The sequence below is a fragment of the Pseudomonas sp. 05N36 genome (assembly GCF_056397385.1).
Genome location: NZ_JBFTNH010000031.1, coordinates 1 through 21,921, shown reverse-complemented (window position 1 = coordinate 21,921; position 21,921 = coordinate 1). Strand labels below are relative to the sequence as shown.

The 21,921-nt window shown below is 59.5% G+C and carries 24 protein-coding genes and 1 pseudogene; 13 read left to right on the top strand and 12 right to left on the bottom strand.

The window, feature by feature from the left end; genetic code table 11:
- Positions 1–32 precede the first annotated feature (32 nt).
- A complete protein-coding gene (locus AC1DIH_RS26855; protein WP_477773938.1) occupies positions 33–1,604 on the bottom strand; it encodes a L,D-transpeptidase family protein in 1,572 nt (523 codons plus the stop codon).
- A 144-nt stretch (positions 1,605–1,748) separates the two neighbouring features.
- Between AC1DIH_RS26855 and AC1DIH_RS26850 the strand changes: the two genes are divergently transcribed.
- A complete protein-coding gene (locus tag AC1DIH_RS26850; protein WP_477773898.1) occupies positions 1,749–2,462 on the top strand; it encodes a murein L,D-transpeptidase catalytic domain family protein in 714 nt (237 codons plus the stop codon).
- 9 nt (positions 2,463–2,471) lie between these two features.
- Here AC1DIH_RS26850 and AC1DIH_RS26845 read toward each other — a convergent pair whose 3' ends face one another.
- The 4 genes from AC1DIH_RS26845 to AC1DIH_RS26830 all read right to left on the bottom strand — a co-directional run bounded on the left by AC1DIH_RS26845 (position 2,472) and on the right by AC1DIH_RS26830 (position 5,881).
- Positions 2,472–2,852 carry a RidA family protein gene (locus tag AC1DIH_RS26845; RefSeq protein ID WP_054598083.1) on the bottom strand — a complete coding sequence of 127 codons (381 nt, stop codon included), beginning with the start codon at positions 2,850–2,852 and terminating at the stop codon, positions 2,472–2,474.
- 146 nt (positions 2,853–2,998) lie between these two features.
- On the bottom strand, positions 2,999–4,630 hold the full coding sequence (locus AC1DIH_RS26840) for a sensor domain-containing diguanylate cyclase (protein WP_477773897.1): 1,632 nt from the start codon (positions 4,628–4,630) through the stop codon (positions 2,999–3,001).
- Between the two features lie 92 nt (positions 4,631–4,722).
- Positions 4,723–5,295, bottom strand: coding sequence for a YceI family protein (locus AC1DIH_RS26835; RefSeq protein WP_477773896.1), 573 nt, complete (start codon positions 5,293–5,295; stop codon positions 4,723–4,725).
- Positions 5,296–5,320: 25 nt separating this feature from the next.
- The gene (locus tag AC1DIH_RS26830; RefSeq protein WP_477773895.1) at positions 5,321–5,881 is read right to left on the bottom strand and encodes a cytochrome b; all 561 of its coding nucleotides are present in this window, start codon (positions 5,879–5,881) and stop codon (positions 5,321–5,323) included.
- Positions 5,882–6,080: 199 nt separating this feature from the next.
- Between AC1DIH_RS26830 and AC1DIH_RS26825 the strand changes: the two genes are divergently transcribed.
- The 3 genes from AC1DIH_RS26825 to AC1DIH_RS26815 all read left to right on the top strand — a co-directional run bounded on the left by AC1DIH_RS26825 (position 6,081) and on the right by AC1DIH_RS26815 (position 7,910).
- Positions 6,081–7,019, top strand: coding sequence for a class I SAM-dependent methyltransferase (locus tag AC1DIH_RS26825; RefSeq protein WP_477773894.1), 939 nt, complete (start codon positions 6,081–6,083; stop codon positions 7,017–7,019).
- A 320-nt stretch (positions 7,020–7,339) separates the two neighbouring features.
- Entirely contained in the window at positions 7,340–7,630 is a 291-nt protein-coding gene (locus tag AC1DIH_RS26820) for a type II toxin-antitoxin system RelB/DinJ family antitoxin (RefSeq protein WP_054598088.1), read from the top strand.
- Positions 7,596–7,910: a type II toxin-antitoxin system YafQ family toxin gene (locus tag AC1DIH_RS26815; protein WP_477773893.1), complete on the top strand. Its 315-nt coding sequence runs from the start codon at positions 7,596–7,598 to the stop codon at positions 7,908–7,910. The genes AC1DIH_RS26820 and AC1DIH_RS26815 overlap by 35 nt, the downstream gene beginning before the upstream one ends.
- A 92-nt stretch (positions 7,911–8,002) precedes the next feature.
- Here AC1DIH_RS26815 and AC1DIH_RS26810 read toward each other — a convergent pair whose 3' ends face one another.
- Together AC1DIH_RS26810 and AC1DIH_RS26805 are read right to left on the bottom strand one after the other, a co-directional pair.
- Positions 8,003–8,683: a GNAT family N-acetyltransferase gene (locus AC1DIH_RS26810; RefSeq protein ID WP_477773892.1), complete on the bottom strand. Its 681-nt coding sequence runs from the start codon at positions 8,681–8,683 to the stop codon at positions 8,003–8,005.
- 5 nt (positions 8,684–8,688) lie between these two features.
- The gene (locus AC1DIH_RS26805) at positions 8,689–9,216 is read right to left on the bottom strand and encodes a DUF3087 domain-containing protein (protein ID WP_477773891.1); all 528 of its coding nucleotides are present in this window, start codon (positions 9,214–9,216) and stop codon (positions 8,689–8,691) included.
- A 97-nt stretch (positions 9,217–9,313) separates the two neighbouring features.
- Here AC1DIH_RS26805 and AC1DIH_RS26800 point away from each other — a divergent pair, with 97 nt between their 5' ends.
- The 5 genes from AC1DIH_RS26800 to argE all read left to right on the top strand — a co-directional run bounded on the left by AC1DIH_RS26800 (position 9,314) and on the right by argE (position 13,589).
- The gene (locus AC1DIH_RS26800; RefSeq protein ID WP_477773890.1) at positions 9,314–9,658 is read left to right on the top strand and encodes a hypothetical protein; all 345 of its coding nucleotides are present in this window, start codon (positions 9,314–9,316) and stop codon (positions 9,656–9,658) included.
- Between the two features lie 161 nt (positions 9,659–9,819).
- Positions 9,820–11,130, top strand: coding sequence for a flavin-containing monooxygenase (locus AC1DIH_RS26795; RefSeq protein WP_477773889.1), 1,311 nt, complete (start codon positions 9,820–9,822; stop codon positions 11,128–11,130).
- A 55-nt stretch (positions 11,131–11,185) separates the two neighbouring features.
- Complete coding sequence (locus AC1DIH_RS26790) at positions 11,186–11,602, top strand: RidA family protein (protein WP_046027689.1); 417 nt, start codon at positions 11,186–11,188, stop codon at positions 11,600–11,602.
- A 164-nt stretch (positions 11,603–11,766) separates the two neighbouring features.
- Positions 11,767–12,444, top strand: a complete 678-nt coding sequence (locus AC1DIH_RS26785; protein ID WP_477773888.1) for a DUF1028 domain-containing protein — start codon at positions 11,767–11,769, stop codon at positions 12,442–12,444.
- Positions 12,441–13,589, top strand: a complete 1,149-nt coding sequence (gene argE / locus AC1DIH_RS26780) for an acetylornithine deacetylase (RefSeq protein WP_477773887.1) — start codon at positions 12,441–12,443, stop codon at positions 13,587–13,589. Before AC1DIH_RS26785 ends, argE begins: the two co-directional genes overlap by 4 nt.
- A 22-nt stretch (positions 13,590–13,611) precedes the next feature.
- Here argE and AC1DIH_RS26775 read toward each other — a convergent pair whose 3' ends face one another.
- The 3 genes from AC1DIH_RS26775 to AC1DIH_RS26765 all read right to left on the bottom strand — a co-directional run bounded on the left by AC1DIH_RS26775 (position 13,612) and on the right by AC1DIH_RS26765 (position 16,706).
- The gene (locus tag AC1DIH_RS26775) at positions 13,612–14,523 is read right to left on the bottom strand and encodes a LysR substrate-binding domain-containing protein (RefSeq protein ID WP_477773886.1); all 912 of its coding nucleotides are present in this window, start codon (positions 14,521–14,523) and stop codon (positions 13,612–13,614) included.
- Between the two features lie 249 nt (positions 14,524–14,772).
- Positions 14,773–15,426, bottom strand: coding sequence for an EamA family transporter (locus AC1DIH_RS26770; RefSeq protein WP_477773885.1), 654 nt, complete (start codon positions 15,424–15,426; stop codon positions 14,773–14,775).
- Positions 15,423–16,706, bottom strand: coding sequence for an MFS transporter (locus AC1DIH_RS26765; RefSeq protein ID WP_477773884.1), 1,284 nt, complete (start codon positions 16,704–16,706; stop codon positions 15,423–15,425). Before AC1DIH_RS26765 ends, AC1DIH_RS26770 begins: the two co-directional genes overlap by 4 nt.
- A gap of 137 nt (positions 16,707–16,843) precedes the next feature.
- Between AC1DIH_RS26765 and AC1DIH_RS26760 the strand changes: the two genes are divergently transcribed.
- The 3 genes from AC1DIH_RS26760 (at position 16,844) to AC1DIH_RS26750 (ending at position 19,678) form a co-directional block, all read left to right on the top strand.
- Positions 16,844–17,302 carry a winged helix-turn-helix transcriptional regulator gene (locus tag AC1DIH_RS26760; protein ID WP_477773883.1) on the top strand — a complete coding sequence of 153 codons (459 nt, stop codon included), beginning with the start codon at positions 16,844–16,846 and terminating at the stop codon, positions 17,300–17,302.
- 183 nt (positions 17,303–17,485) lie between these two features.
- The gene (locus tag AC1DIH_RS26755; protein ID WP_477773882.1) at positions 17,486–19,192 is read left to right on the top strand and encodes an amidase; all 1,707 of its coding nucleotides are present in this window, start codon (positions 17,486–17,488) and stop codon (positions 19,190–19,192) included.
- Positions 19,193–19,285: 93 nt separating this feature from the next.
- Positions 19,286–19,678 (top strand): VOC family protein, encoded by a 393-nt coding sequence (locus AC1DIH_RS26750; protein ID WP_427527719.1) that lies wholly within the window; start codon positions 19,286–19,288, stop codon positions 19,676–19,678.
- A gap of 34 nt (positions 19,679–19,712) precedes the next feature.
- Here the strand turns inward: AC1DIH_RS26750 and AC1DIH_RS26745 are convergent, their stop codons facing one another.
- Entirely contained in the window at positions 19,713–20,135 is a 423-nt protein-coding gene (locus tag AC1DIH_RS26745) for an HD domain-containing protein (protein WP_477773881.1), read from the bottom strand.
- Positions 20,136–20,732: 597 nt separating this feature from the next.
- On the opposite strand from AC1DIH_RS26745, the gene AC1DIH_RS26740 reads away from it, so the two are divergent.
- Complete coding sequence (locus AC1DIH_RS26740) at positions 20,733–21,026, top strand: fructose-bisphosphate aldolase (RefSeq protein WP_477773880.1); 294 nt, start codon at positions 20,733–20,735, stop codon at positions 21,024–21,026.
- Positions 21,027–21,338: 312 nt separating this feature from the next.
- Here AC1DIH_RS26740 and AC1DIH_RS26735 read toward each other — a convergent pair.
- A pseudogene (locus AC1DIH_RS26735) lies at positions 21,339–21,611 on the bottom strand (hypothetical protein).
- Positions 21,612–21,921: the final 310 nt, after the last annotated feature.

Genomic DNA, 21,921 nt, shown 5'->3' with positions numbered 1-21,921 from the left:
CGTGTACCTCCTGACTGGAGTGCGAGTAACGCTCAGGACTTGCCGCCGAGCGCAGCCGACAATGTGGCATCCCGCCCATAAATATCCGGGGCATACAGCAACTGGCCTTGCCGGTCGGCTTGCACGGTCCAGTAACTGAGCAGGATCGGCACCGGCGTAGCCAGCCTGAATTCGTGGGTCAGCCCCGTCGCCAGCAACTCATTGGTCCGCTGACGCTCAGCCGGACTCAACAGCAGATCGCGCAACTGCATCGCTTGCTCGACCCGAACGCAGCCTGAACTGAACGCCCGCGGCGCCTTTTGGAAAAGCGCCTGGCTGGGGGTGTCGTGCAGGTACACGGAGAACGGATTGGGGAAGCGGATCGCCATTTGCCCCAGCGGATTCTTCGGTCCCGCGTCCTGGCGCAGGAGGATGTTGCCGGGGTTATCCCAGTCGATCTCGTCCACCGCCAACGGACGGCCGTCGCTGTCCAGCACCTGCAGGTTCTGTTTACCGAGGAACGCCTGATTCCGGCGAATTTCCGGCAGCTTGTCTTCACGCATGATGGTCGGCGGCACGGTCCAGGTCGGGTTCAGGGTCAGGCGCGTGACCGACGATTTCAGCAGCGGGGTCTGCCGCTCGGCACGCCCTACCTGAGTGCGTGTCTGCCAGACCGGCGTACCGCCCTGATAGACGGTCAACGTCGCCGCGGCCACATTGACCAGCAGACCATTGGGTTCCAGATCCTGCGCCAGCCAGCGAAAACGTTCGAGGTTGACGCGCAACTGCTCGCGCCGCACCGCCGGGCTGACGTTCAGCTCGGTCAAGGTGCCCTCCCCCAGCACGCCATCCGCTTGCAGCGAATGGCTCAGCTGGAAGTTTTTCAGCGCGCTCACCAGCTCCTTGTTGTAGACCGTGCCGCCCCCCGCGGAAACGTTGGCCAAATAGCCTTCGTTGAAGAGTCGCTTCGCCAGCTCGGGAACTCGCGCATCCTGTGCGCCGGGTTGTAACAGGGGGCCACTGGCAAGCGCCTGCCAATGGGGCAATGGCCGCTGGCGCTGTCGGGCATAAACACGGCGCAAGCTCTGGTATTGCTCAAGGCTCGGACGGGCCAGTTGAAAAGCTGTCGCCATGTCTTGCAGACCCGGCCCGGCAATGGCCAGCACCTCGGCGGATCGGTCGTGCGGCATTGCCTGCGCATGCCACAGCGGCTCGAAACGCGATTGCTGCAAGCGGCCGTAACGCAGGTCCTGCAAGGCTTGCAGGTAACGCTGACTGATGCCGATGTCGACACACACTGCATCCCCTTCGGCAGCGCTCGTGGGCTGGCTGTAGCGCTTCGGATCCAGTCCGTCATCGGCCAACTGTTGCAACTGTGCCTGCAAGGCCGGCAAGCGTCCGCTGGCCGTCCAGATCAGGACATAGTCCTGCTGCTGATAAAAAGCCTGCAACAGCGTTTGCGCCGACGCGCTCAGGTGCGTGGCCAGGCGCGGGCAATCGACCGGCAATTGAGTGAGCGCCAATTTCAATGGGCTGTCGTGATCAGCCAGCTCGTTCTGGGCAGTCGCGACCAATGGCGCAGCGAGCAGGAAAAGGCTCAAGTAACATGCGTACTTTTTGATCAACTGCTTCACTCCACTCCATGGCCGTCAGGTAGACGGTCAACCTCTGCAGCAGGTGCGGCAAGCACCAAGGCCAGCGTATGCACAGGCCTGCCGAGGGAACGGCAGGAGGTCGGGAACCAACAATAACAACAGGACTCTCTGCGCATGCTGACCTTTTTACGCCGACGCTGTCTGGCCGCTATGACGCTGTGCGCAATGTGCAGCCCGGCATTCGCCGCCGACACCCACAATCAAACGTTATATAACAGCCTCGCGCACGCCGCTCCGGAACTCAATCCCCAAGCACTGCAAAGTGCCCTGAACGCCATGCAATGCGCCGTCAACAGTGGCGCCAGACAAGCCGAACGCCTGGCCGTGATCGACTATTCGCAACCGTCCACGGCTCGTCGTCTTTGGATCTTCGATTTGCGCAAAAAGTCCCTGGTGCTGCGTGATCTGGTCGCCCACGGGCAAAAATCCGGGGAAAATTTCGCCACGCAGTTCTCCAATCGCGTCGGCAGCTATCAGTCCAGCCTGGGCCTGTTTCGCACCCAGGAAAGCTATCAGGGCAGCCATGGTTACTCGCTGCGCATGGACGGCCTGGAACCGGGTTTCAATGACCGCGCACGTGATCGCGACCTCGTGATTCACGCGGCCGACTACGTGAATCCCTTATGGAGTGAACGCCAGGGCCGCATCGGTCGCAGCCTGGGTTGTCCGGCAGTGCGCCCGCAAGTGGCGCGCCAGGTGATCGATAAACTCAAGGACGGCCAGTTCATGTTTTCCTGGTATCCCGACCAGCACTGGCTGAAAGCCTCGGCCTACCTCAACTGTCGGCCACACCTGGGGACCGACATCCTCACTGCGCACAATGACTGACTCGCGGACTCAGCCCTTGGCCGCCATCGCGGTGACTTCCACGCGCATGCCTTCGACCGCCAGGGCGGCTACGCCAACGGCGGCGCGCACCGGCCAGGGCTTGGCGAAAAAGCGCTGATAGACCTCGTTGAAGGCGGCGCGGTCGGCCATGTCGGTGAGGTAGATGGTCAAATGCATGACCCGGTCCATGGAACTGCCGGCCCGCTCCAGCGCGACCTTGAGTGCCTGCAACGTGCACTCGCTCTGTTCGGTGATGCCACCCAACTCCAGGCTACCGTCAGCGCGGGTGGGGATCTGGGTCGAGACCAGCAGGCCGCCGAAACCGGCGACATCGGAGGAGATGGATTCCGGGTCCGGGTCGGGGATAAAGGTCAGGTCTTGGTTTGCCATGGGGGATCTCTTGCTTGAAGTGGTAAAGGGGTGATCGTGTAGGCCGCGGCCAGTTTACAGCCCCATCGTCCGGGAGCAATCAATGGACGCCCCCCTTCTTCTCGGCGACGGCTTCGACGCCCAGGCGGGCTATCGGGCACTGTTGTCTAGAGCTTGTAGGTCACATACCGGCCGCGCCCGGTTTTCTTGGCTTGATACATGACGCGATCGGCGGCCAGCAGGAGCATATCCGCAGAACTTTCCCCATTCCCCAGTGCAATGCCAATCGAAACACCCACGATGCAGACCGTACCGGAAATGAAAAACGGCGCTCCCAGTGCATCAATGCATTTAGTCGCGACGGTGCTCACGATCTCTTCGGCATCGTCTCCAAGGTCACTCAGCAGAACAACAAACTCATCACCCCCGATGCGCGCCAGGGTATCGGTCTCCCGGACAACCCGGCGAAAGCGCCTCGCCACCTGCCGCAACACCTCGTCACCCGCCTCGTGGCCAAGGGTGTCATTGATATGCTTGAAGCCATCGAGGTCCATGAACAACAGGCCCACACCCGCCTCTTTGCGTTGTGCCAGAGCCAACACGTGGCGAAGCCGGATCGAGAGATGATGTCTATTGGGTAAACCCGTCAACATATCGTGATGAGCAATTTTTTTAAGCTGGGCCTGTTTTTCATCCAGCTTGATCAGCAAACGATTGAAGGCCGAGATCAAATGACCGACTTCATCATTGCGCGTGACTGGCAAGGGGGCCAGTGGCCGTTCATCGCGCGTCATGCGGTCAGCCTGCGCGGCGGCATGAAACAGATGACGAAAGACAAAGTACAGGGCAATGGACGAGAACACGGCGAAAATCAAAATGGATATAAACGCCCCCCTGATCAAAAAATGCTGTGTTCGATCGACAGTTGCAAAAGCCTCACTGCTTGGCAAACGGGCAACGACGAACCAGCCGGTACTCGGCACCGAGACCATTGCAGAGACCTGCTCGACACCATCGGCGTTGAGCGCTACCCCCGCACCGCGAAATCCGGCCATGGCCCGATCATGCAGCGCATTGGCGCCGGGAGGCGGCGTTGGTTTGAGCGTCATAGCCTGCGCCGAGGACTCGACAAACAATCGACTTTCCGGGAAAACCAGCTGGAATCCGCCCGTCGTCTCCCCCATGCGGCTCTGGAGCAAGGAATCCAGAAAACCTGGTGCTGCAAGTGCCGTGACGCCCACGAGAACAGCTTGGACCCTACCGTGTTCATCCCGGATGGGCGCGGACATCGGCAGCAGCGTTTTTTGGGTTGTTTGATCCACCGCAGGGCGCCCGACAAATGAACGTCCTGCCCATCCGGCTTGAATGTCATCACGCTCTGCGTAAGGGGTATTGAGTGGCGGTGTCAGGTCGGGATAGCTTGCGAGTAAATCCCCATTGGCGTTCACGATGTACACATCTGTCGAGAACAACGTCTGGTAGGCGTAATGCTCTTTCAGCCAGGCGCGCAGTCGCTCGGGTTGCTTGAGGAAATCAACAGGAATGGAGGTGGCAAGGAGCTCGAGCAAACGCTGACGCTGAATGATTTTGTCGTCGATGTCGCGAGCGACATAGGTCGCCAACGCTAATTGCTGGCCTTCCACGACCGCGCTCAAATCCTCACGCAGAAAGTCGGTTAGCACGTAATAACGCACGACCGCCCCAAACACGACAATGCACAGCGCCAATCCCAACAGCCGGGTGACAACGCTGTTGAAGATTCGGGTGAAATTCAAGGGCATATGAGAGTTATTTGGCATGGCCGGAGTGTAGCCGAGGGCGTAGTGCTTTTGGGTGTTTTCCCTTCACGGCGCGGCCAATCCATCGTCAGGTATCCGGGTTCGAGCACAGGCTACTGCTCGGGCGCGACCACCCGAAACTTGATGTTGATCTCGTTGGAGACAACCCCGTAATCGGCCCATTCGCCTTCACCGATCTTGAAGTCGCCACGTTTGAGAATGAACTCGCCATCGAAAACGCCGATGGCGCTCTCAGGCTTCAAGGTGATTTGTGCACCGACCTCGCGGGTAATGCCCTTGAGCGTGAGCTGGCCAGTGACCTCGTAGCGATTGTTGCCGAGCGCCTTCACGCTGCTCGATACAAACTTCGCCTCTGGATAAGCCGCCGTGTTGAACCAGGCGGGCTTTTTCAACTCGCTGTTGGCATCGCTGTTGCCGGCATCGATGCTGTCGAGCTGGATGGTCAGTGTGGCGTGGGCCGCCGAGGGGTTCGCCGAGTTGAAATCGAGGGTGGCCTCGAACTTGCCGAACGTGCCATACACCCTCGCCCCCATCTGGTTATAGGTGAAGCTGATCTGGCTCGCGCCTGCATTTACTTTCTTGTATTCGACGGCCTGGGCGCCCGCTGTGGTACCGAATACGAGGGCTGCAGCCAGGATGACAGAGCGTGGAAATCGATGGGTCATGGAATTATCCGGTCAGTGGCCTGCTTCATGGCTTGAGATGCCGAGGGTCAGGCTGGCGCTTTGACGGCAGTATGCGCGTCAGCACGTCATCACGATCAATGAAGTGGTGCTTGAGCGCCGCACACGTATGGACGATCACCAGCACCAGCAATGTGTAGTTGAGGATTTTGTGCACATCGATCAGACGATCGCCGAGCGTGTCGTCCTTGGGCAGCAGATCCGGCAGCGGCAAGACACCAAACCATGACGTCTGGAAGCCTTTTGCCGAACTCATCAGCCAGCCGCTGAGCGGAATCGCGAGCATCAGTGCGTACATCACCCCATGTGAAAGGTGGGACGCGAGCTTCATCAAGGGCGACACGGTCGTTGGCAAGGGCGGAACAGGATGGCCCAGGCGCCAGCCGAGCCGTAGCAGCACCAGAAAAAACAAAGTCACCCCGGCCCACTTGTGCCATGAATACAGCTTCAGTTTGGTCGGCGAGAACGCAAGTTCAGGCATGTAGTAGCCGAGCGCGAAGGTGCCGATCAGCCCGAGAGCTATCAGCCAGTGCAGGCAAATCGCCGTGCGGGTGTAACGATCGTTCATGAGCGCTCCGTGTCGACTGACGACGTGACCGGGTAAAAACCTCGCTGCCTGACAGCCGGTACATTGTTGATCCGGACCGGTACTTGCGCAAATGCTTTGACGGCAAGCTTGCCTGCGCAATCGCCTTTTGCCTCGCAGAACCCCTGGCGCCACAATTGTGGTTAAAATGCCGCCCCTTTCATATTGCCGGCCCTGCCCGATGAACCCTGACGCCCTCGCCATCCTCCGCCAGCATTTACTGACGGCTCTGACAACTGTCCCCGAAGAAACCCGCCGCGTGTTCCATGGCCGGGGCCGATGCTGGCCGGGACTGGAACAACTGACCGTCGACTGGATGCAGGGCGTGGTGCTGGTCTCGCTGTTCAAGGAGCCTGACCCGGCGCAACTGGAGGCATTGAAGCAGTTGCTGATGGAGATTGCGCAATCGCCTGCGTGGGAAAAATCCGGCGCGCATACGTTGCTGCTGCAACACCGCTACCTGCCGCAAAGCACCACCGAATGGTTGCTGGGGGAAATGGTTGAGGAATGGACGATCACCGAGGGCGGCCTGCGTTATCGCATCGACCTGGGCAAAAAACAGAACAGCGGCCTGTTTCTCGACATGCGCTACGGCCGCAATTGGGTGCGCGCCAATGCCCTGGGCAAACGCGTCTTGAACCTGTTCGCCTATACCTGCGGGTTTTCCGTGGCCGCCATCGAGGGCGGCGCGGAGCATGTGGTCAACCTGGACATGTCCCGCGGCGCCCTGAGCCGCGGACGCGACAATCACCGCCTGAATGGACACGACCTGAGCAAGGTCAGCTTTCTCGGCCATGACCTGTTCAAGTCCTGGGGCAAGGTCATCAACAGCGGCCCTTACGACCTGGTGATCATCGACCCGCCGTCGTTCCAGAAAGGCAGCTTCCTGCTGACCAAGGACTACCAGCGCGTACTACGCCGCCTGCCGGAATTGCTCACCAGCGATGGCGTGGTACTGGCCTGCATGAATGACCCGGCCTTCGGCCCGGACTTTCTCATCGACGGCGTCACCCGCGAAGCCCCGAGCCTGCACTTCGAACAACGCCTGGAAAACCCACCTGAATTTCCCGATGTCGATGCGCAAAGCGGTCTGAAGGCGCTGGTGTTCAGGGCAGGCTGATTAGCCATATTAGAATGGTTTGCTCAGCAGTCAGCCTCCTGAACAACCAGATTCAGGTAGGAAGCAAACACCGGAGCGCAACACCTTCAGTAACTTCCTGCATTGGGCTCGGACGGTTCTCAAACACAAAGTGGACCAGGCTGATATTCATCGTGTGCTTAAACGATTGAAATACCGAGCGAAAACTCCTGTCGGTGTTCAGACCGCGCCATAGGCTTTGAAACCGCTCATCAAGGCGACGTTGACCGAAAGGACTACGCTCAACCACAATGCTGGAGGTAGCGCCAATGTAGCTACAAACTAACGATGAGGTCATTTCCATGGGTGCATTGCTGAAAACCACTGACGTGCGTTGCCGCATTGATGAGGATCTGAAGGTCCGTGCCACTGAAGTCTTAAACGCTTGCGGGCTGAGCATCAGTGATGCCATGCGTCTTTTTCTCCGTCAGGTCGTTGCAACTCAGGGGCTTCCGTTTGAGGTGCGCGTCCCGTCGGAAAAAACTGCCCGCGCCATGATGGAAGCGCGAGGCATTCGCCAACAGTTCGACTCGATAGACGACATGCTGAGGGACACTGATGGCGAAACCGGAGAAAAAGCAAAAGCGCGCTGAACTGCCAAAGCAGTGTGCTCAAACATCGGAATTCAAGAAGTCCTGGGAGCGTTACAAGCGAGCCGGACGCCGTGATATGAATGAAGTCCGGCAGGTGATGGTCATGTTATTTCTGGGGGAGCAACTGCCGGTCGAGTACCTGGATCGTGCTTTGACGGGTGATTGGAGTGGTTTTCGGGAGTGTCATATTGGGGGGGACTTCTTGATGATCTACGAGCACTCACATTCTGACTTGATTACATTTGTCGATCTCGGAAGTCATTCTGAACTCTTCAAGTAGGGTTCCGAACGCTAAATTCCAGCGTCCGAGCCTCTTACATCCGACTGTATACGACAGTACCCGTAAGAACTCGAAGTAGCGTGAACTGCCACCTACCCAAGCCGCTCCTGCATAAAAGCCTTCGCTTTGGCTGTCATCTGGTCGAGATGCCGATCACGCTGTTTTTCGGCATCGAGCATCGCCCGCTTCCCGTGTCGTTGCAGCAGATACGTATGGATCTGCCGCACTTCTGTCGAGCGGTAGATCGGCGCTGTATCCAGCACGCCCATCAAGCCGCCCGTGCTGTGATCACGGGTATTCATCAGCACCTGCGGCCCGCGCGCGCCCAGCACCTGAAAGCCCATCGCTTCGAAACAGGCAACCTTGCCGACCGCGCACGTCAGCTCGGCATGCGGGTAACGACTGAGCATCTCCTGGACCATCGCCCGTGCGACGCCCTGGTGTCGATGACTGGCTTGCACCGCCATATAGGCCACGCCGCACGCCTCGGGATCGTCCTTGACCGGCAGATACAGCAAAAAGCCGATGACCTTCGAAGGGTCCTCTTCGTCCATCGCGACGATCAATTCGACGGCAATCCCCTTGGACCCGCCGAGCGCTTGCAGATAGAGATGAACCTCGTAGCCGATCGCATATTGATAGACGTTGAACAAGAGGTTGCTCGGTGCAATCGCCACCGTGCTGATATCGGTCAGATAGTCGACGACCATCTGCAGAATCTGGTCATTGATGGGCTCGGAGCACGGGGTTTCAAAATGGGTAATGGTGAACATCGAACTCATGCCTCCTTCGCCTTCACTGCCGCCAGCCACTCAGGGTTCAACTGATTCTGCTCAGTCTCGATCCCCAGCGCTTCCATGCTCGCCTTGTGCTGGTCGATCTCGCGAGTCATTTGGCTGAGGCTGCTGGTGTTGCCATCCAGTTGGTGCATTTGGGTCAGCCCCAGGTGATAAAAGCGCAGCAGCTTGATTGCGCTCGGGTTACCGGCCTGCACCGCATCGGTGACCTTATGCATGACGTTGGTGACGCTCATCAGGCTACGCTTGAGTTGCCAGCCGTACACCGCCGCCGCCATCCACGGCTGCGACCAGCCTTTGGTCTTCATCAGCACAGCACTAACGATGACAGCGGCAATGACGCCGCCCAGGTTGAAACGGAAGTTGTCGCCGCCGGGTTCGCCGAATAGCATGACGGCCAGGCCGGACAGCGTCATCGCCAGCAGAATGAAGGTCACGGCGATGATCACGGTACTGCGGCGCGTCTGCTGTCGATAGGATTCTGGGTTCCACGGCTTGATCTCGAACATCACGGCTGGGCTCTTTTGCTAAGTTGAAGACAGGATGCGCGGCATTATCGCCCGTAGAGCCCGCTACAGACACACTTAATCAACAGGACGCCTCACCATGCGCGCGCTACTGACGAAGTTTGGTCGTTTACTGGATCAGGGTTTCAGCAAGGAAATCTTCGACAACCTCAGAAATCTGCTGATGTGCGCCCTGCTGCTGGCAGCGGGCACCGACGCACTTCACAACGAGTCGCCGCTGTTTCTCGGCCTGTTTGGCTACTGGATCGCGGGCTGGGGCCTGATCGCACTGGCGGCGCTGCTGATGCTGCTGAACATGTGCGATGGCCTGCGCAAACTTGCCAAAACCCGCTACCACCTGAGCCTGCAAATAGTGCTCTGCCTGGTCTATGTGGTGATGGCGTTCAGGGTTGTCGAGATTGTCTGGAACTTCAGGGCGACCTGAATCAACAGGAATGCAACAGCTCCCGTAAACACGCTGCATCAGTTATTTATACTCAAATGCCAGCTTAATAATATTTTACCGATACCGGGGTGATCCCTAGTCTTGAGCCCAAGAAATGGCAGGTCGTAACCGACCCTAATCCAACTTCGAAGGGCATAGAGATGACCACTGAAACAATAAAAACAGACACGCTGATTGTCGGCGCGGGTCAGGCGGGTGTGGCCATGAGTGAGCACCTGAGCAAACTCGGCGTGCCGCACCTGGTGCTGGAGCGCAATCGTATTGCCGAGCGCTGGCGCACCGGACGCTGGGATTCTCTGGTGGCCAATGGTCCGGTCTGGCATGACCGTTTTCCCGGACTTGAATTCGACGATCTCAGCCCGGATGGCTTTGCCCCGAAAGAGCGGGTAGCCGATTACTTCGAAGCCTATGCCAAAAAATTCAACGCGCCCATCCGCACCGGCGTGGAGGTGAAGAAAGTTGAACGCAATGTCGGTCGCCCGGGTTTCACCATTGAAACCTCTGAAGGCGTGATCGAGGCCAACCGTGTGGTCGCCGCCACCGGGCCGTTCCAGCGTCCGGTCATCCCACCGATCGCGCCGCAAGACCAGCCGTTCCTGCAGATCCACTCGGCCGACTACCGCAATCCGGCGCAACTGCCCGAGGGTGCTGTGCTGGTCGTCGGTGCCGGGTCGTCGGGGGTGCAGATCGCCGATGAATTGCAGCGTGCCGGCAAGCCGGTGTACCTCTCGGTCGGCGCGCACGACCGCCCTCCTCGCGCCTATCGCAACCGTGATTTCTGCTGGTGGCTGGGCGTGCTCGGTGAATGGGATCAAGCGGCCATGAAGCCCGGTCGCGAACACGTCACCATCGCCGTAAGCGGTGCACATGGCGGCCGTACGGTGGACTTCCGCGGGCTCGCTCATCGCGGCATGACGCTCGTCGGCCTGACCCAATCGTTCAACGGCAGCGTGGCGACCTTCCAGCCCAATCTTGCCGACAACCTGGCGCGCGGCGACGAGAATTATCTGGCCCTGCTCAATGCCGCTGACGCCTACATCGAGCGCAATGGCCTGGACCTGCCGGAAGAACCAGAAGCGCGCATTACCTTCGCGGACCCGGAGTGCGTGACCCATCCGATTCTCGAACTCGACCTGGCCAAGGCCGGCGTGACCTCGATCATCTGGGCCACCGGGTTTGCCACGGACTACAGCTGGCTGCAGGTCGACGCCTTCGACGACAACGGCAAGCCGCAGCATCAGCGTGGTGTTTCAAGCGAGCCGGGTGTGTATTTCCTGGGGCTGCCGTGGCAGTCGCGTCGCGGCTCGTCGTTCATCTGGGGCGTTTGGCACGACGCCAAGTATGTGGCGGATCACATCGCCATTCAGCGTTCGTACCTCAACTACCGCGATGCCGAACAACGCCAGGCTGAAGCCGCCCCGGCCCTCCATAAAACACCTGTCAGTGCTTGATATCCGCGCCGGCGCTTGCACAGCGCCGGACCGAATTTTTCTTGAGGAGCTTCCGATGTCCACGCCAACCCATACCCGCATTCGCATGTTCAACACCAAAGAAACCTACCCGAACCAGAGCCTGGACAATGACTTGTGCCAGGCGGTCCGGGCCGGCAACACCGTTTATGTTCGCGGCCAGGTCGGTACCGATTTTGAAGGCAACCTGGTGGGGCTGGGTGACCCGCGTGCGCAAGCCGAACAAGCCATGCGCAACGTCAAGCAATTGCTGGAAGAAGCCGGCAGCGACCTCAGCCACATCGTCAAAACCACCACCTACCTGATTGATCCGCGTTACCGCGAGCCGGTCTATCAGGAAGTCGGCAAGTGGCTCAAAGGGGTGTTTCCGATTTCGACCGGGTTGGTGGTTTCGGCACTGGGGCAGCCGCAGTGGTTGATGGAAATTGATGTGATTGCGGTGATTCCTGAGTAAGCAGGTTTACCGAGTTGCGGCTATCGCGAGCAGGCTCGCTCCCACATTTGATCGGCGTCGTACACAAATTTGTGGCCACTAAAGATCCACTGTGGGAGCGAGCCTGCTCGCGATAGCGCCCGCCCAGACGACCATTTCCTCAAGGTTAACCAAGGAGCCAAACCATGACCTTTTCCATCGCCGCACGTTGCCCCGAAACCGGTCAGTTGGGCATTGCGATCAGTTCCTCGAGCATCGCCGTCGGCGCACGCTGCCCCTGGCTGCTTCCGGGCGTTGGCGCCGTATCAACGCAAAACATCACCTTGCCGTCACTCGGCCCGGAAGTCCTCGCCCTCATGGAGCAAGGCCTTGCGCCCTCAGCGGCATTCGACAAGGTGCTAACTCGCAACGGCTACAGCCAATACCGGCAGATCACCGCGATTGACCACCTCGGCCAGACCGCACACTTCAGCGGCGCGCAAACCCTGGGCACCCACAACGCGGTGTCGGGCGAACAATGCGTGGCTGCCGGCAACATGCTGGCGGACCGTGGGGTGATCGAGGCCATGGTCAAGGCGTTCGAGCACGGCGAAGGTCAACTGGCCGACCGCTTGCTGGCAGCGCTGAAAGCCGCTGTGGCGGCGGGAGGCGAAGCCGGGCCGGTGCATTCGGCGGCGCTCGTTGTGGTCGGCGAGCTAACCTGGCCGATTATCAACCTGCGGGTTGATTGGGCCGACCACGACCCGATCGGTCAACTGGAAAAATTGTGGGACGCCTATCGGCCACAGGTTCAGGACTACATCGACCGCGCCCTGGCCCCCGACAAGTCGCCCGGCTACGGCGTGGCGGGAGACGACCGATGAGCAACAGCGTCGATTTGCTCAAGCAACTGGTGGCGTTCGACACCACGAGCCGCGAATCAAACCTGCACCTCATCGACTTTGTCCGAGACTACCTCGAACGCTTCGACGTGCCATGCGAACTGGTCTACAACGAGCAGCGCAGCAAGGCCAACCTGTTCGCAACCATCGGCCCGGCAGATCGGCCGGGCATCGTACTGTCGGGGCACACCGATGTGGTGCCCGTCGACGGCCAGCCGTGGACCGTTGCGCCGTTCCAGCTCACCGAGCGCGACGGCAAGCTGTACGGTCGCGGCACAGCCGACATGAAAGGCTACATTGCCTGCGTCCTCGCCCTGGTCCCGTCGCTGGTGAACGCCCCGCTACGGCGGCCGGTGCATATCGCGCTGTCTTACGATGAGGAAGTCGGCTGCATTGGGGTCCGCTCGCTGCTTAAAGCCCTCGAACAGCGCCCGGTCAAACCGATGCTCTGCATCATTGGCGAGCCGACCGAACTCAAACCGGTGCTGGGTCACAAGGGCAAACTGGCGATGCGTTGCGACATTCACGGCGAAGCCTGCCATTCGGCGTACGCCCCGCTCGGAGTCAACGCGATTGAATACGCCGCCGAACTGATCGGTGAACTGGGGCGGATCGGCCACCGGCTCAAAGCGCCAGAGCATCACGATGCCCGTTTCGACCCGCCGTTCAGCACGGTACAAACCGGCGTGATTTCCGGCGGCAAAGCCTTGAACATCGTCCCAGCGGATTGCCGCTTCGACTTTGAAATCCGCGCCCTGCCCTCACAAGACCCAAGCGTAGTGGCGCAGGAACTGAAGACCTACGCCGAACAACAGGTATTACCGCGCATGCGCGCGGTGAGCGATCAGAGCGACATCCGCTTCAGTGAGTTGTCGGCGTATCCCGGTTTGGCCACCGATGCGCACAGCGAAGCGGCTGAGTTGATCGCCGCATTTTCCGGCTCGCGGGAGTTCGGGACGGTAGCATTCGGCACCGAGGGCGGGCTGTTTGACGCGGCGGGTATTCCGACCGTGGTCTGCGGTCCTGGCAGCATGGACCAGGGTCACAAACCGGACGAGTTTGTCAGCCTCGATCAATTGAATGGTTGCGACGCTATGCTGCAACGGATGCTGTCATCGATCTGCTGAGTCGCGAGGATGGGCCCGATACTCAGCTATAAAGTCGGGCCAGTTCTTCCTGGCAATAATCCACGAACAACTGCACCGGTTTGGTCAGTTGCGTGCGACGCAACCACGCCGCCGATAAACCCGAGCCGGTGACCGTTTCAGCCAGCGCTACACACACGACTTTTTGCCCGTCATAGGTGTAGTCCGAAAATGGCTTGGTCACCAGAATCGAAAAGCCGAAACCGCGCCCCACCATCCCGCGCACCATCTCGATCGACGGCGAGCTGAACACAATGTGCGGCCTCAACCCGAGCTCTTCGAAAACGCTCACGAAGTAGGTCCGGCTCGGCACGACGTCGAGCAAAATCATCGGCTCCAGCACCAGCTCATGCAGCGAGACTTTCGCCTGTTGCGCAAACCGGTGATCGGCCGGCAGCAAGGCATAGGGCTGCTGCGGCGGCATCAGCGGCACGGTCTCAATCGTGCTGTCCAGATCGTGTTCGAAGAGCATCGCCAGATCAACGCTGCCGGCGGTCAGTGCCTGCACCAACTCCTGCTGTTCGCCATCGCGGATACGGATCTCCACACCCGGCCAGCGTTCTTTGAAGCCGGCGATCAAGCGTGGCAGGTACAGCGGCGCCACCGTTTCAAAACAGCCAATATCGATCTGCCCCGCCACCATGTCATTGTCCGCCAGCGCGTTCTGCTCGAACTCGTGAGCCACCCGCAGCAGCTCCAGCGCTTTGCGGTAAAAACGCGAGCCGCTCGGCGTCAGCGAAACACCCTGCGCGTGATGCCGGATAAACAGCTGAACACCAAAGCTGTCTTCCAGGTGCTTGATGGCGGTCGACACCGACGGTTGGGCGATGTAGAGCTTGCGAGAGGCTTCAGCCACGCTGCCGCAATCGGCGGTGGTGACGAAATACCTGAGCTGGCGCAGGTTGTAAGCGGCCATGCAGACCTCCAGAAAACACAACATCAAGCGCAAAAGATCGGCAACTGTCGCTGTGGTGTAGCGACCCATGAACAAGACTGAACATACCAGAGGCGGAAAACCGCGGGTATCTAAGCCCGGTGTGCACTTCAATTTCAGTGCAAGGGTTCGCGAAGGCGTTTTTACACACTCTGGGCCGATGGCTGCCTGTCGCGAAAGCCACCCTAGGCTTCAGCCGTGTTCAGAAGATCTCCAGCTCGTGCGGTTACATCACGATGGGCATCGGTCAGGACGCTTGAGCACCGCACTGAAGACGCGCTGCCCGTATAAGCCGACGCCAAGACCCGACACGATGAGAACGACTGCAACGATTTTGTTGACTGACAGGCTCTCATTGAAAATTGTGACTGAACCGAGCAGCCCGAATACCGGCACCAATAACGACAATGGCGCGACTGTAGACACGGGATATCGTTTCAGAAGTGAATTCCACACCCAGTAGCCGAAGAGTGTATTGGGGTAGACCTGGAACAGGATCGACAGGACGGCGCGGTAGTCGAGTTGATTCACCAATGCGCTGTAACCCGTCGAGCCGTTGACTGCGTAATCCAGCGCGAAAAGAGGGAGGGGCGAAAACGCGCTGGACCACACCAGGAAAGCGATGCCTGCTGAAAGACCAGACTGGATGCCAAGGTTGACGACGCTCCAAAGTCCGATACCGAAGACCAGACCGTAACCCATGATGTAGCGCCACTGCACATCAGGTTTCGGAATGAAAAAGATCGCTGGAAGTGCGCAAAGCGTGAAGCGAATGCCAGCAAGGATCAGCGGGTCAACGGTGGTGAGGCCCAGTTTGATAACCGAGAAATTCACGCCCCATATGGCAGTAATCGAAATGGCGAGTAGCAGGTGCCTGGCTTTCATGCTGATCTTCCTTGATGGGTCGTTGAAGAATTGAACGTGAGAATCCACAGCAGCAAGGCAGCAGCGCTGATCAAGGCACCCAGCAGGCTTACTGCCATCCAGCCCCAGAGCGCATAAACCTGGGTCGCGGCGACGGCTCCCAGCGCGCTACCGACCGAGTAAAAGCACATGTACGCGCCGACCATGCGACTGTGGGCGTCGGCTCGTGCAGCAAAAATGAGGCTCTGGTTGGTGACGTGTACCGCTTGCACCGCGAAGTCGAGCAGGACTACGCCGCAGACCAGCGCGATCAGGGACGACTCGGCAAACGTGATGGGCAACCAGGACAGCGTCAGGAGCCCCAGCGAAATACCGGTCACTCGTTGCCCCAGGCCTTGATCGGCCCAGCGACCGGCTCTACTGGCAGCAAGGGCTCCGGCGACGCCGACCAAGCCAAACAGTCCGATGGCCGTGTGTGAAAGCGACAGCGGCGGTGCGCTCAACGGCAGCACCATGGATGTCCACAGCACAGAAAAAGCGGCAAAGATCAGTAAGGCCAGAAGGCCCCTGGTGCGTAAAGTGCGTTCGGTAATGAACAGTTTGAAGAGTGAACGTATGAGCGCCAGGTAGGAGTCTTGGTGCCTGGGCGGCGCCGTGACAGGAACCACTTTCCACAGCACCGCCGCGATGGTCAGCATCAACCCTGAGGACACGAAGTAAACGGCGCGCCAGCCGGCGATGTCCGCAATCAGGCCAGAGGTAAAGCGCGCCAGAAGAATGCCCAGGACAATTCCACTGGTTACCGTCCCCACTGCCTGCCCGCGTTGTGATGGCGTTGCCAACACGGCGGCGTATGCCACCAGAACTTGAACAACCACTGCCAGTAAGCCCATCACGATCATCGCGCCCAACAGGGCCAGCCATTGCTGTGCTGCGCCGACCGCCGCGAGTGCAACCGCAGACAGCAGGACCTGAGTCAGAATCAGCCGCTTACGGTTGACCCTATCGCCCAGTGGGACGATGAACAGCAACCCCAACGCGTAACCCACCTGAGTGGCCGTCACCACGCCCCCGATCAATCCTGAGGCAACGCCCAGGCTCTCAGCCATTGAGGCGAGCAAAGGTTGGGCGAAGTAGACGTTGGCGACTGCAAGTGCGCAGGTGACGGAAAACAATAAGGTGAGCGACGGGGAAAGCCCTGGAGACCGGTCGGTCCTGCTGCGTTCTCCGGTTTCCGAATGCAGTAATCCCGAAAGCTGTCTGGAGAACCGTTTGGTGGCTGAGTCGGCACCTGCTGTCATGTACACCTCCATGGCGTTAAACTGGTTTCAATTCAGAACCAGATTTCATTGTTGCCGTATCAGGTTTTAAATTGCAACCACATTGCGCCAGGCTGGCGGACAGGCTTGGCCACTCCACATTCCGCAAGGTCAAAAAAATGCTCGAAGATGCCTCACCACACAGCAGCGAATGCCCGGTCGCAAGAACACTGGAGGCTATCGGGGATCGTTGGTCGCTCATGATCATCCGCGACGCGTTTGACGACATTCGCCGATTCAGCGAATTTCAAAAGAGCTTGGGCGTGGCCAAGAATATTCTCGCATCGCGACTGAAGACGCTGGTTGAGGTCGGGGTTTTCGACGTTCGACCGGCGTCAGATGGCAGCGCCTACAAGGAGTACGTCCTTACGGAAAAAGGACGGGAGATCTTTCCCGTTGTGGTCAGCATGAGGCAGTGGGGCGAACGTTTCCTGTTCAAGCCGCAGGAGACGCGTTCTGTGCTGATCGACAACGAGTCCGGCGAGCCTCTGACGCCGATTGATGTTCGCTCATCAAGCGGTCAAAAACTTGGACCGTCTGACTGCCACAGAGTCAGACGTGTTGGCGGCGAGTCGTGAATCGACCGCAGACTAGCCTTCGCCCCGGAATCTCCTGACTGACTGGCCTTACACGGTGTTGCGGGTTTTTTTCTGCTCTTTTTTGCCGGGCGTTTAATAGAATGCTCAGATTGAACGCCAAGACACCGGCGCGTACTACAGTGCCACGAGAAACCCAATGAACACCCATTTTGAGAGAGCAGCATGATCGAGGTCACCGAGGTTCCCATTGCCCAACTACGGGCGGCGCTCGAATCGGGCCAGACCACGGCGGTTGAACTGGTGCAGGCCTACCTCGCCCGAATCGATGCCTACGACGGCCCCGACACGCCCACCGCCCTTAACGCCGTGGTGGTGCGCAACCCCGAGGCGCTGAACGAGGCGCGGGCCTCCGATGCCCGCCGCGCCAAAGGCCAGACGCTGGGGCCGCTCGATGGCATTCCCTACACGGCCAAAGACAGTTATCTGGTCAAGGGGCTGACCGCCGCTTCCGGAAGCCCGGCCTTCGCCAACCTGATTGCCTATCGCGATGCGTTCACCATCGAACGGCTGCGCGCGGCCGGCGCCATCTGCCTGGGCAAGACCAACATGCCGCCGATGGCCAACGGCGGCATGCAGCGCGGGGTCTACGGCCGGGCAGAAAGCCCGTACAACGCTGACTACCTCACCGCCCCTTTCGCCTCCGGCTCATCGAACGGTGCCGGTACCGCCACCGCCGCCAGTTTCGCAGCCTTCGGCCTCGCGGAAGAAACCTGGTCGAGCGGACGCGGCCCTGCCTCGAACAATGGCCTGTGCGCCTACACACCGTCACGCGGGGTGATCTCGGTGCGCGGCAACTGGCCGTTGACGCCGACCATGGACGTGGTCGTGCCGTTTGCCAGAACCATGGCCGACCTCCTCGAAGTGCTCGACGTGGTCGTGGCCGAAGACCCCGACACACGCGGCGACCTGTGGCGGATGCAACCCTGGGTGCCGATCCCGAGCGTCACCTCGGTGCGTCCCGCCTCCTACGTGGCGCTTGCCGCCAATCCCGATGCACTCACCGGAAAGCGCTTCGGCATTCCGCGGATGTACATCAACGCCGATCCCGAAGCAGGCACCTCTGAAGCACCGGGCATCGGTGGCCCGACCGGRCAACGAATCAACACCCGCGCCTCGGTGATCGGGCTTTGGGAACAGGCTCGCCAGGCACTCGAAGCGGCTGGCGCCGAAGTGATCGACGTCGACTTCCCGCTGGTCTCCAATTGCRAAGGCGATCGCCCCGGCGCGCCGACCGTGTTCAATCGCGGCATCGTCTCCAAAGAGTTCCTCGACGATGAGCTGTGGGACCTGACCGCGTGGGCGTTCGATGACTTCCTGCAAGCCAACGGCGATCCAAAATTGAATCGCCTGGTCGACGTCAACGGACCGCTGATCTTCCCCCACGACCCCGGCACCCTGCCCAACCGCGAAGGTGACCTTGCCGCCGGCATGGACGAATACGTGCGGATGGCCGAGCGCGGCCTGACGCCCTGGGACCAGATCGCCACCGTGCCCGACGGCCTGCGAGGGCTTGAACAGACCCGTAAAATCGACCTTGAAGACTGGATGGACAAACTCGGCCTCGATGCCGTGCTCTTCCCAACCGTCGCCGACGTCGGCCCGGCGAATGCCGATGTCGACCCGATTTCTGCAGACATCGCCTGGAGCAACGGCATCTGGGTCGCCAACGGCAACCTCGCCATCCGCCACCTCGGCGTGCCCACGGTCACTGTGCCGATGGGTGTTATGCCGGACATCGGCATGCCGGTTGGGCTGACCTTTGCCGGTCGTGCGTATGACGATTCGACGTTGCTGCGGCTGGCTTCGGCGTTTGAGGCGACGGGGACGAAGCGGATGATTCCGCCGAGGACTCCGGCGTTGCGCAAGTAAATGGCTCTGTAGTGGAATGACAGGCGGATGCGAGGGTGCGTCCGCCTTCTGCTAGATTTGCCACCCCAATGTCACAACAAGGAATGTTTGCACATGAAATTCGGCTACATGATCATCTACGTCCCGGACGTTGCAGCCTCACTCCAGTTCTTCTCATCGGCCTTCGGGATTGCCACCCGCTTCCTCCACGAATCCGCCACCTACGGCGAACTCGAAACCGGCGAAACCACCCTGGCATTCGCCGCCGACGAACTCGCGGCGATGAACTTCAGCACCGGCCACCTCTCGGCCCACGCCTCCCCCAAACCACTGGGCATCGAAGTCGGCCTGGTAACCGACGACGTCCCCGCCGCCCATGCCAAAGCACTACACGCAGGCGCCACTGAAATAGCCGCCCCCCTCATCAAACCCTGGGGGCAAACCGTCTCCTACGTTCGCTGCCCGGACGGGACATTGGTGGAGCTTTGCACGCCTGTGCAGGCGTGAGCGATAGCTGGGGCCTGAATACCGAGTTGGCTCGCTACGAACGCAGCCTGCCAATCGCCCGCCGATACGTTTCAATTCGCTCCAGATCTTCCCAGGACGGCTGTGCGATTCGGGACAGGTCACTGTTCTCTTCAAGGTCAGCCAGCTTGACCACACGGCCTATCGGGTTCTGCGCCGCTCGTTCGACGAACAGCTCGTAGGACTCTCCCGGCAGCTTGGTGACAGACTCAATGGCCGCCAGCACCGTGTCGCTGAAGCCTTCTTGACGCAAATCATCGAGGCTGATGCCGCAGTCCTCGACCACGTCATGCAGAACCGCCACGATCCGTTCTTCCAGGGTGTCGACCCTCAGCATCACTTTCAGCGGGTGCAGGATGTACGGCGAACCGCCCTTGTCGACCTGCCCTTCGTGAGCGGCAGCAGCAATGGCGATGGCACGTTCCAGTGTTTGAGTCATCTCGGTTCTCCTTGGCTACAAAGCGGTAGCGGTTGCTCACGTTGATGCCGAGCTTGAGCCAACCCGCGACGGACTTCCACTCCCCCACGCTCGGCGCTGCCGAAGGCTCGGGCCGCGTTCGGACGATCTCTTGATTTTCAGCTCCGAAACTCTCGTAGGAATCCACCCACCGTGGCGAGGGAGCTTGCTCCCGCTGGGTTGCGAAGCAGCCCCAAATCCTGCAACCAATCTCCTCAGACACTCTGCAGAGCCCGGTTTACGGCAAATACGCCGCCGAACATGGACAAACCCCATCGCCACAATGGCCGCGCAGCGTCCTACTCACCGGTTGCGGCCACCAAAATCGCCACCTAAAGTTGGCCTGTCGCCGACATTCGTTGGCGATAGGGTTTCGCAGCCCTTAAGATTGACACCTTGTTCCGTCAGACTCGGCCGGTTCCCGGCTGCGTATCGTTTTATGGCGGTTGTGCGTGGGAGACCTTCGGGTCTGCCGGGTCATGGTGTTAATCCTCCGGTCTGCGAACCCGCGTACAGCTGCCACCCAATTTGTTTCGCAGCAGACAAGGTGGCAATTCTTCTTTTTTGAGGATTAACACCATGACGACTCAACACCCGCCCCACCGCTTCACCCCCATGTCCCAATTCGCCACCGACAGCCCAGTCCTGCACATCGACAGCGACGCCCCGCTACGCGAACTCCACAACTGCGTCAGCGAACGCCTCAACGCCGTCCTCAAATACCTGAACCTGATGGCCTGCACCAGCCTCCCCGACTACGCTGAGAATGACATCAACACCGTTACCAACATCGCCCGGATCATGGTCCAGGATGTGGCTGATGTGTTTGGGGTGATTGAGCAGCGAGGGTTTGATATGCCCAAGGGGCAGTGACCTGCATTTAGTCGCAAAAAAACCGCATTGCTGCGGTTTTTTTTGCCTGCTTACATTCCGTTTTATCCTGCGGGTAGCCATAACGAGCCTCATTAAGTGGTGATAACGTATTTTATCGTTAGTTTTTAGCAGCTAGAGCTCCATGCAGTTCATGAGTTTATTGTGGTGATTTTGTTGCACTGAATTATGGTTCTCTGTATGGCTACTCAATTGCACCTGACATACCGAGTGTCTGGTTTCAGGGCTGCTTCGCAGCCCAACGTGGATAAATCCTCTCACCACAAAAACGAAGTGGTGCTCAGCCCAGGGCAATCACCCAGCCTTCTTCCCCGCATCCTTCAACTCTTCCAGACGCTTATCGATCAACTGGCACTTATCCGGCATGTCCATGCTGGCAGTCTCCAGATCCATGGCCTGCAACTCGTCGTTGATTTCCTTGGCCTTGGCCGGGTTCTACTCGGTGAGTTTGGTCACTTCCTGGGCCAGTTGTTCCCGCTTGGCAGTGGCTTCCTCGGGGGTGCAGGCCCAGGCGGGCAGGCCGTAAGTGAGGGTGGCGGCGAGGGTGAGTTTCAGCAGGGTTTTCATGGCAAGGCCTCATATTCCTTGTTGGGCTGGTAATGGGTTGAGGCGAGTGCCGGGTGGAAAGTTCATTGGCCGTCCTCCTGTTTGCCGCTTGGCAGGCATTCCCTCGCTGTGCAGGCCCTACCATGGGTTGATATCCTTTTCAGAATTTTCCTAGGGAAGCTCCGATCAACTTGCAGCAACCGCGCGGCAAGTTGAAAATATCGTGGCGTTCGGCGCTATATTCTCGCGAAACGTCCCGTGCGCACCGCCTTACCGGGCTTGTCAGCCCATTTCTCCGTGTTACACGGTGTTACACGCGTAACTCGCCCAT

Bases quoted from the DNA above. Each gene is read 5' to 3' on its own strand.
- AC1DIH_RS26845 (WP_054598083.1), bottom strand. From the start codon at position 2,852: ATGGCAAACCAAGACCTGACCTTTATCCCCGACCCGGACCCGGAATCC.
- AC1DIH_RS26745 (WP_477773881.1), bottom strand. From the start codon at position 20,135: ATGACTCAAACACTGGAACGTGCCATCGCCATTGCTGCTGCCGCTCAC.
- AC1DIH_RS26805 (WP_477773891.1), bottom strand. From the start codon at position 9,216: ATGTTCGAGATCAAGCCGTGGAACCCAGAATCCTATCGACAGCAGACG.
- AC1DIH_RS26790 (WP_046027689.1), top strand. From the start codon at position 11,186: ATGTCCACGCCAACCCATACCCGCATTCGCATGTTCAACACCAAAGAA.
- AC1DIH_RS26800 (WP_477773890.1), top strand. From the start codon at position 9,314: ATGCGCGCGCTACTGACGAAGTTTGGTCGTTTACTGGATCAGGGTTTC.
- AC1DIH_RS26840 (WP_477773897.1), bottom strand. From the start codon at position 4,630: ATGCCAAATAACTCTCATATGCCCTTGAATTTCACCCGAATCTTCAAC.
- AC1DIH_RS26820 (WP_054598088.1), top strand. From the start codon at position 7,340: ATGGGTGCATTGCTGAAAACCACTGACGTGCGTTGCCGCATTGATGAG.
- AC1DIH_RS26765 (WP_477773884.1), bottom strand. From the start codon at position 16,706: ATGACAGCAGGTGCCGACTCAGCCACCAAACGGTTCTCCAGACAGCTT.
- AC1DIH_RS26825 (WP_477773894.1), top strand. From the start codon at position 6,081: ATGAACCCTGACGCCCTCGCCATCCTCCGCCAGCATTTACTGACGGCT.
- AC1DIH_RS26835 (WP_477773896.1), bottom strand. From the start codon at position 5,295: ATGACCCATCGATTTCCACGCTCTGTCATCCTGGCTGCAGCCCTCGTA.
- AC1DIH_RS26750 (WP_427527719.1), top strand. From the start codon at position 19,286: ATGAAATTCGGCTACATGATCATCTACGTCCCGGACGTTGCAGCCTCA.
- AC1DIH_RS26770 (WP_477773885.1), bottom strand. From the start codon at position 15,426: ATGAAAGCCAGGCACCTGCTACTCGCCATTTCGATTACTGCCATATGG.
- AC1DIH_RS26830 (WP_477773895.1), bottom strand. From the start codon at position 5,881: ATGAACGATCGTTACACCCGCACGGCGATTTGCCTGCACTGGCTGATA.
- AC1DIH_RS26775 (WP_477773886.1), bottom strand. From the start codon at position 14,523: ATGGCCGCTTACAACCTGCGCCAGCTCAGGTATTTCGTCACCACCGCC.
- AC1DIH_RS26850 (WP_477773898.1), top strand. From the start codon at position 1,749: ATGCTGACCTTTTTACGCCGACGCTGTCTGGCCGCTATGACGCTGTGC.
- argE (WP_477773887.1), top strand. From the start codon at position 12,441: ATGAGCAACAGCGTCGATTTGCTCAAGCAACTGGTGGCGTTCGACACC.
- AC1DIH_RS26810 (WP_477773892.1), bottom strand. From the start codon at position 8,683: ATGTTCACCATTACCCATTTTGAAACCCCGTGCTCCGAGCCCATCAAT.
- AC1DIH_RS26795 (WP_477773889.1), top strand. From the start codon at position 9,820: ATGACCACTGAAACAATAAAAACAGACACGCTGATTGTCGGCGCGGGT.
- AC1DIH_RS26785 (WP_477773888.1), top strand. From the start codon at position 11,767: ATGACCTTTTCCATCGCCGCACGTTGCCCCGAAACCGGTCAGTTGGGC.
- AC1DIH_RS26760 (WP_477773883.1), top strand. From the start codon at position 16,844: ATGCTCGAAGATGCCTCACCACACAGCAGCGAATGCCCGGTCGCAAGA.
- AC1DIH_RS26740 (WP_477773880.1), top strand. From the start codon at position 20,733: ATGACGACTCAACACCCGCCCCACCGCTTCACCCCCATGTCCCAATTC.
- AC1DIH_RS26815 (WP_477773893.1), top strand. From the start codon at position 7,596: ATGGCGAAACCGGAGAAAAAGCAAAAGCGCGCTGAACTGCCAAAGCAG.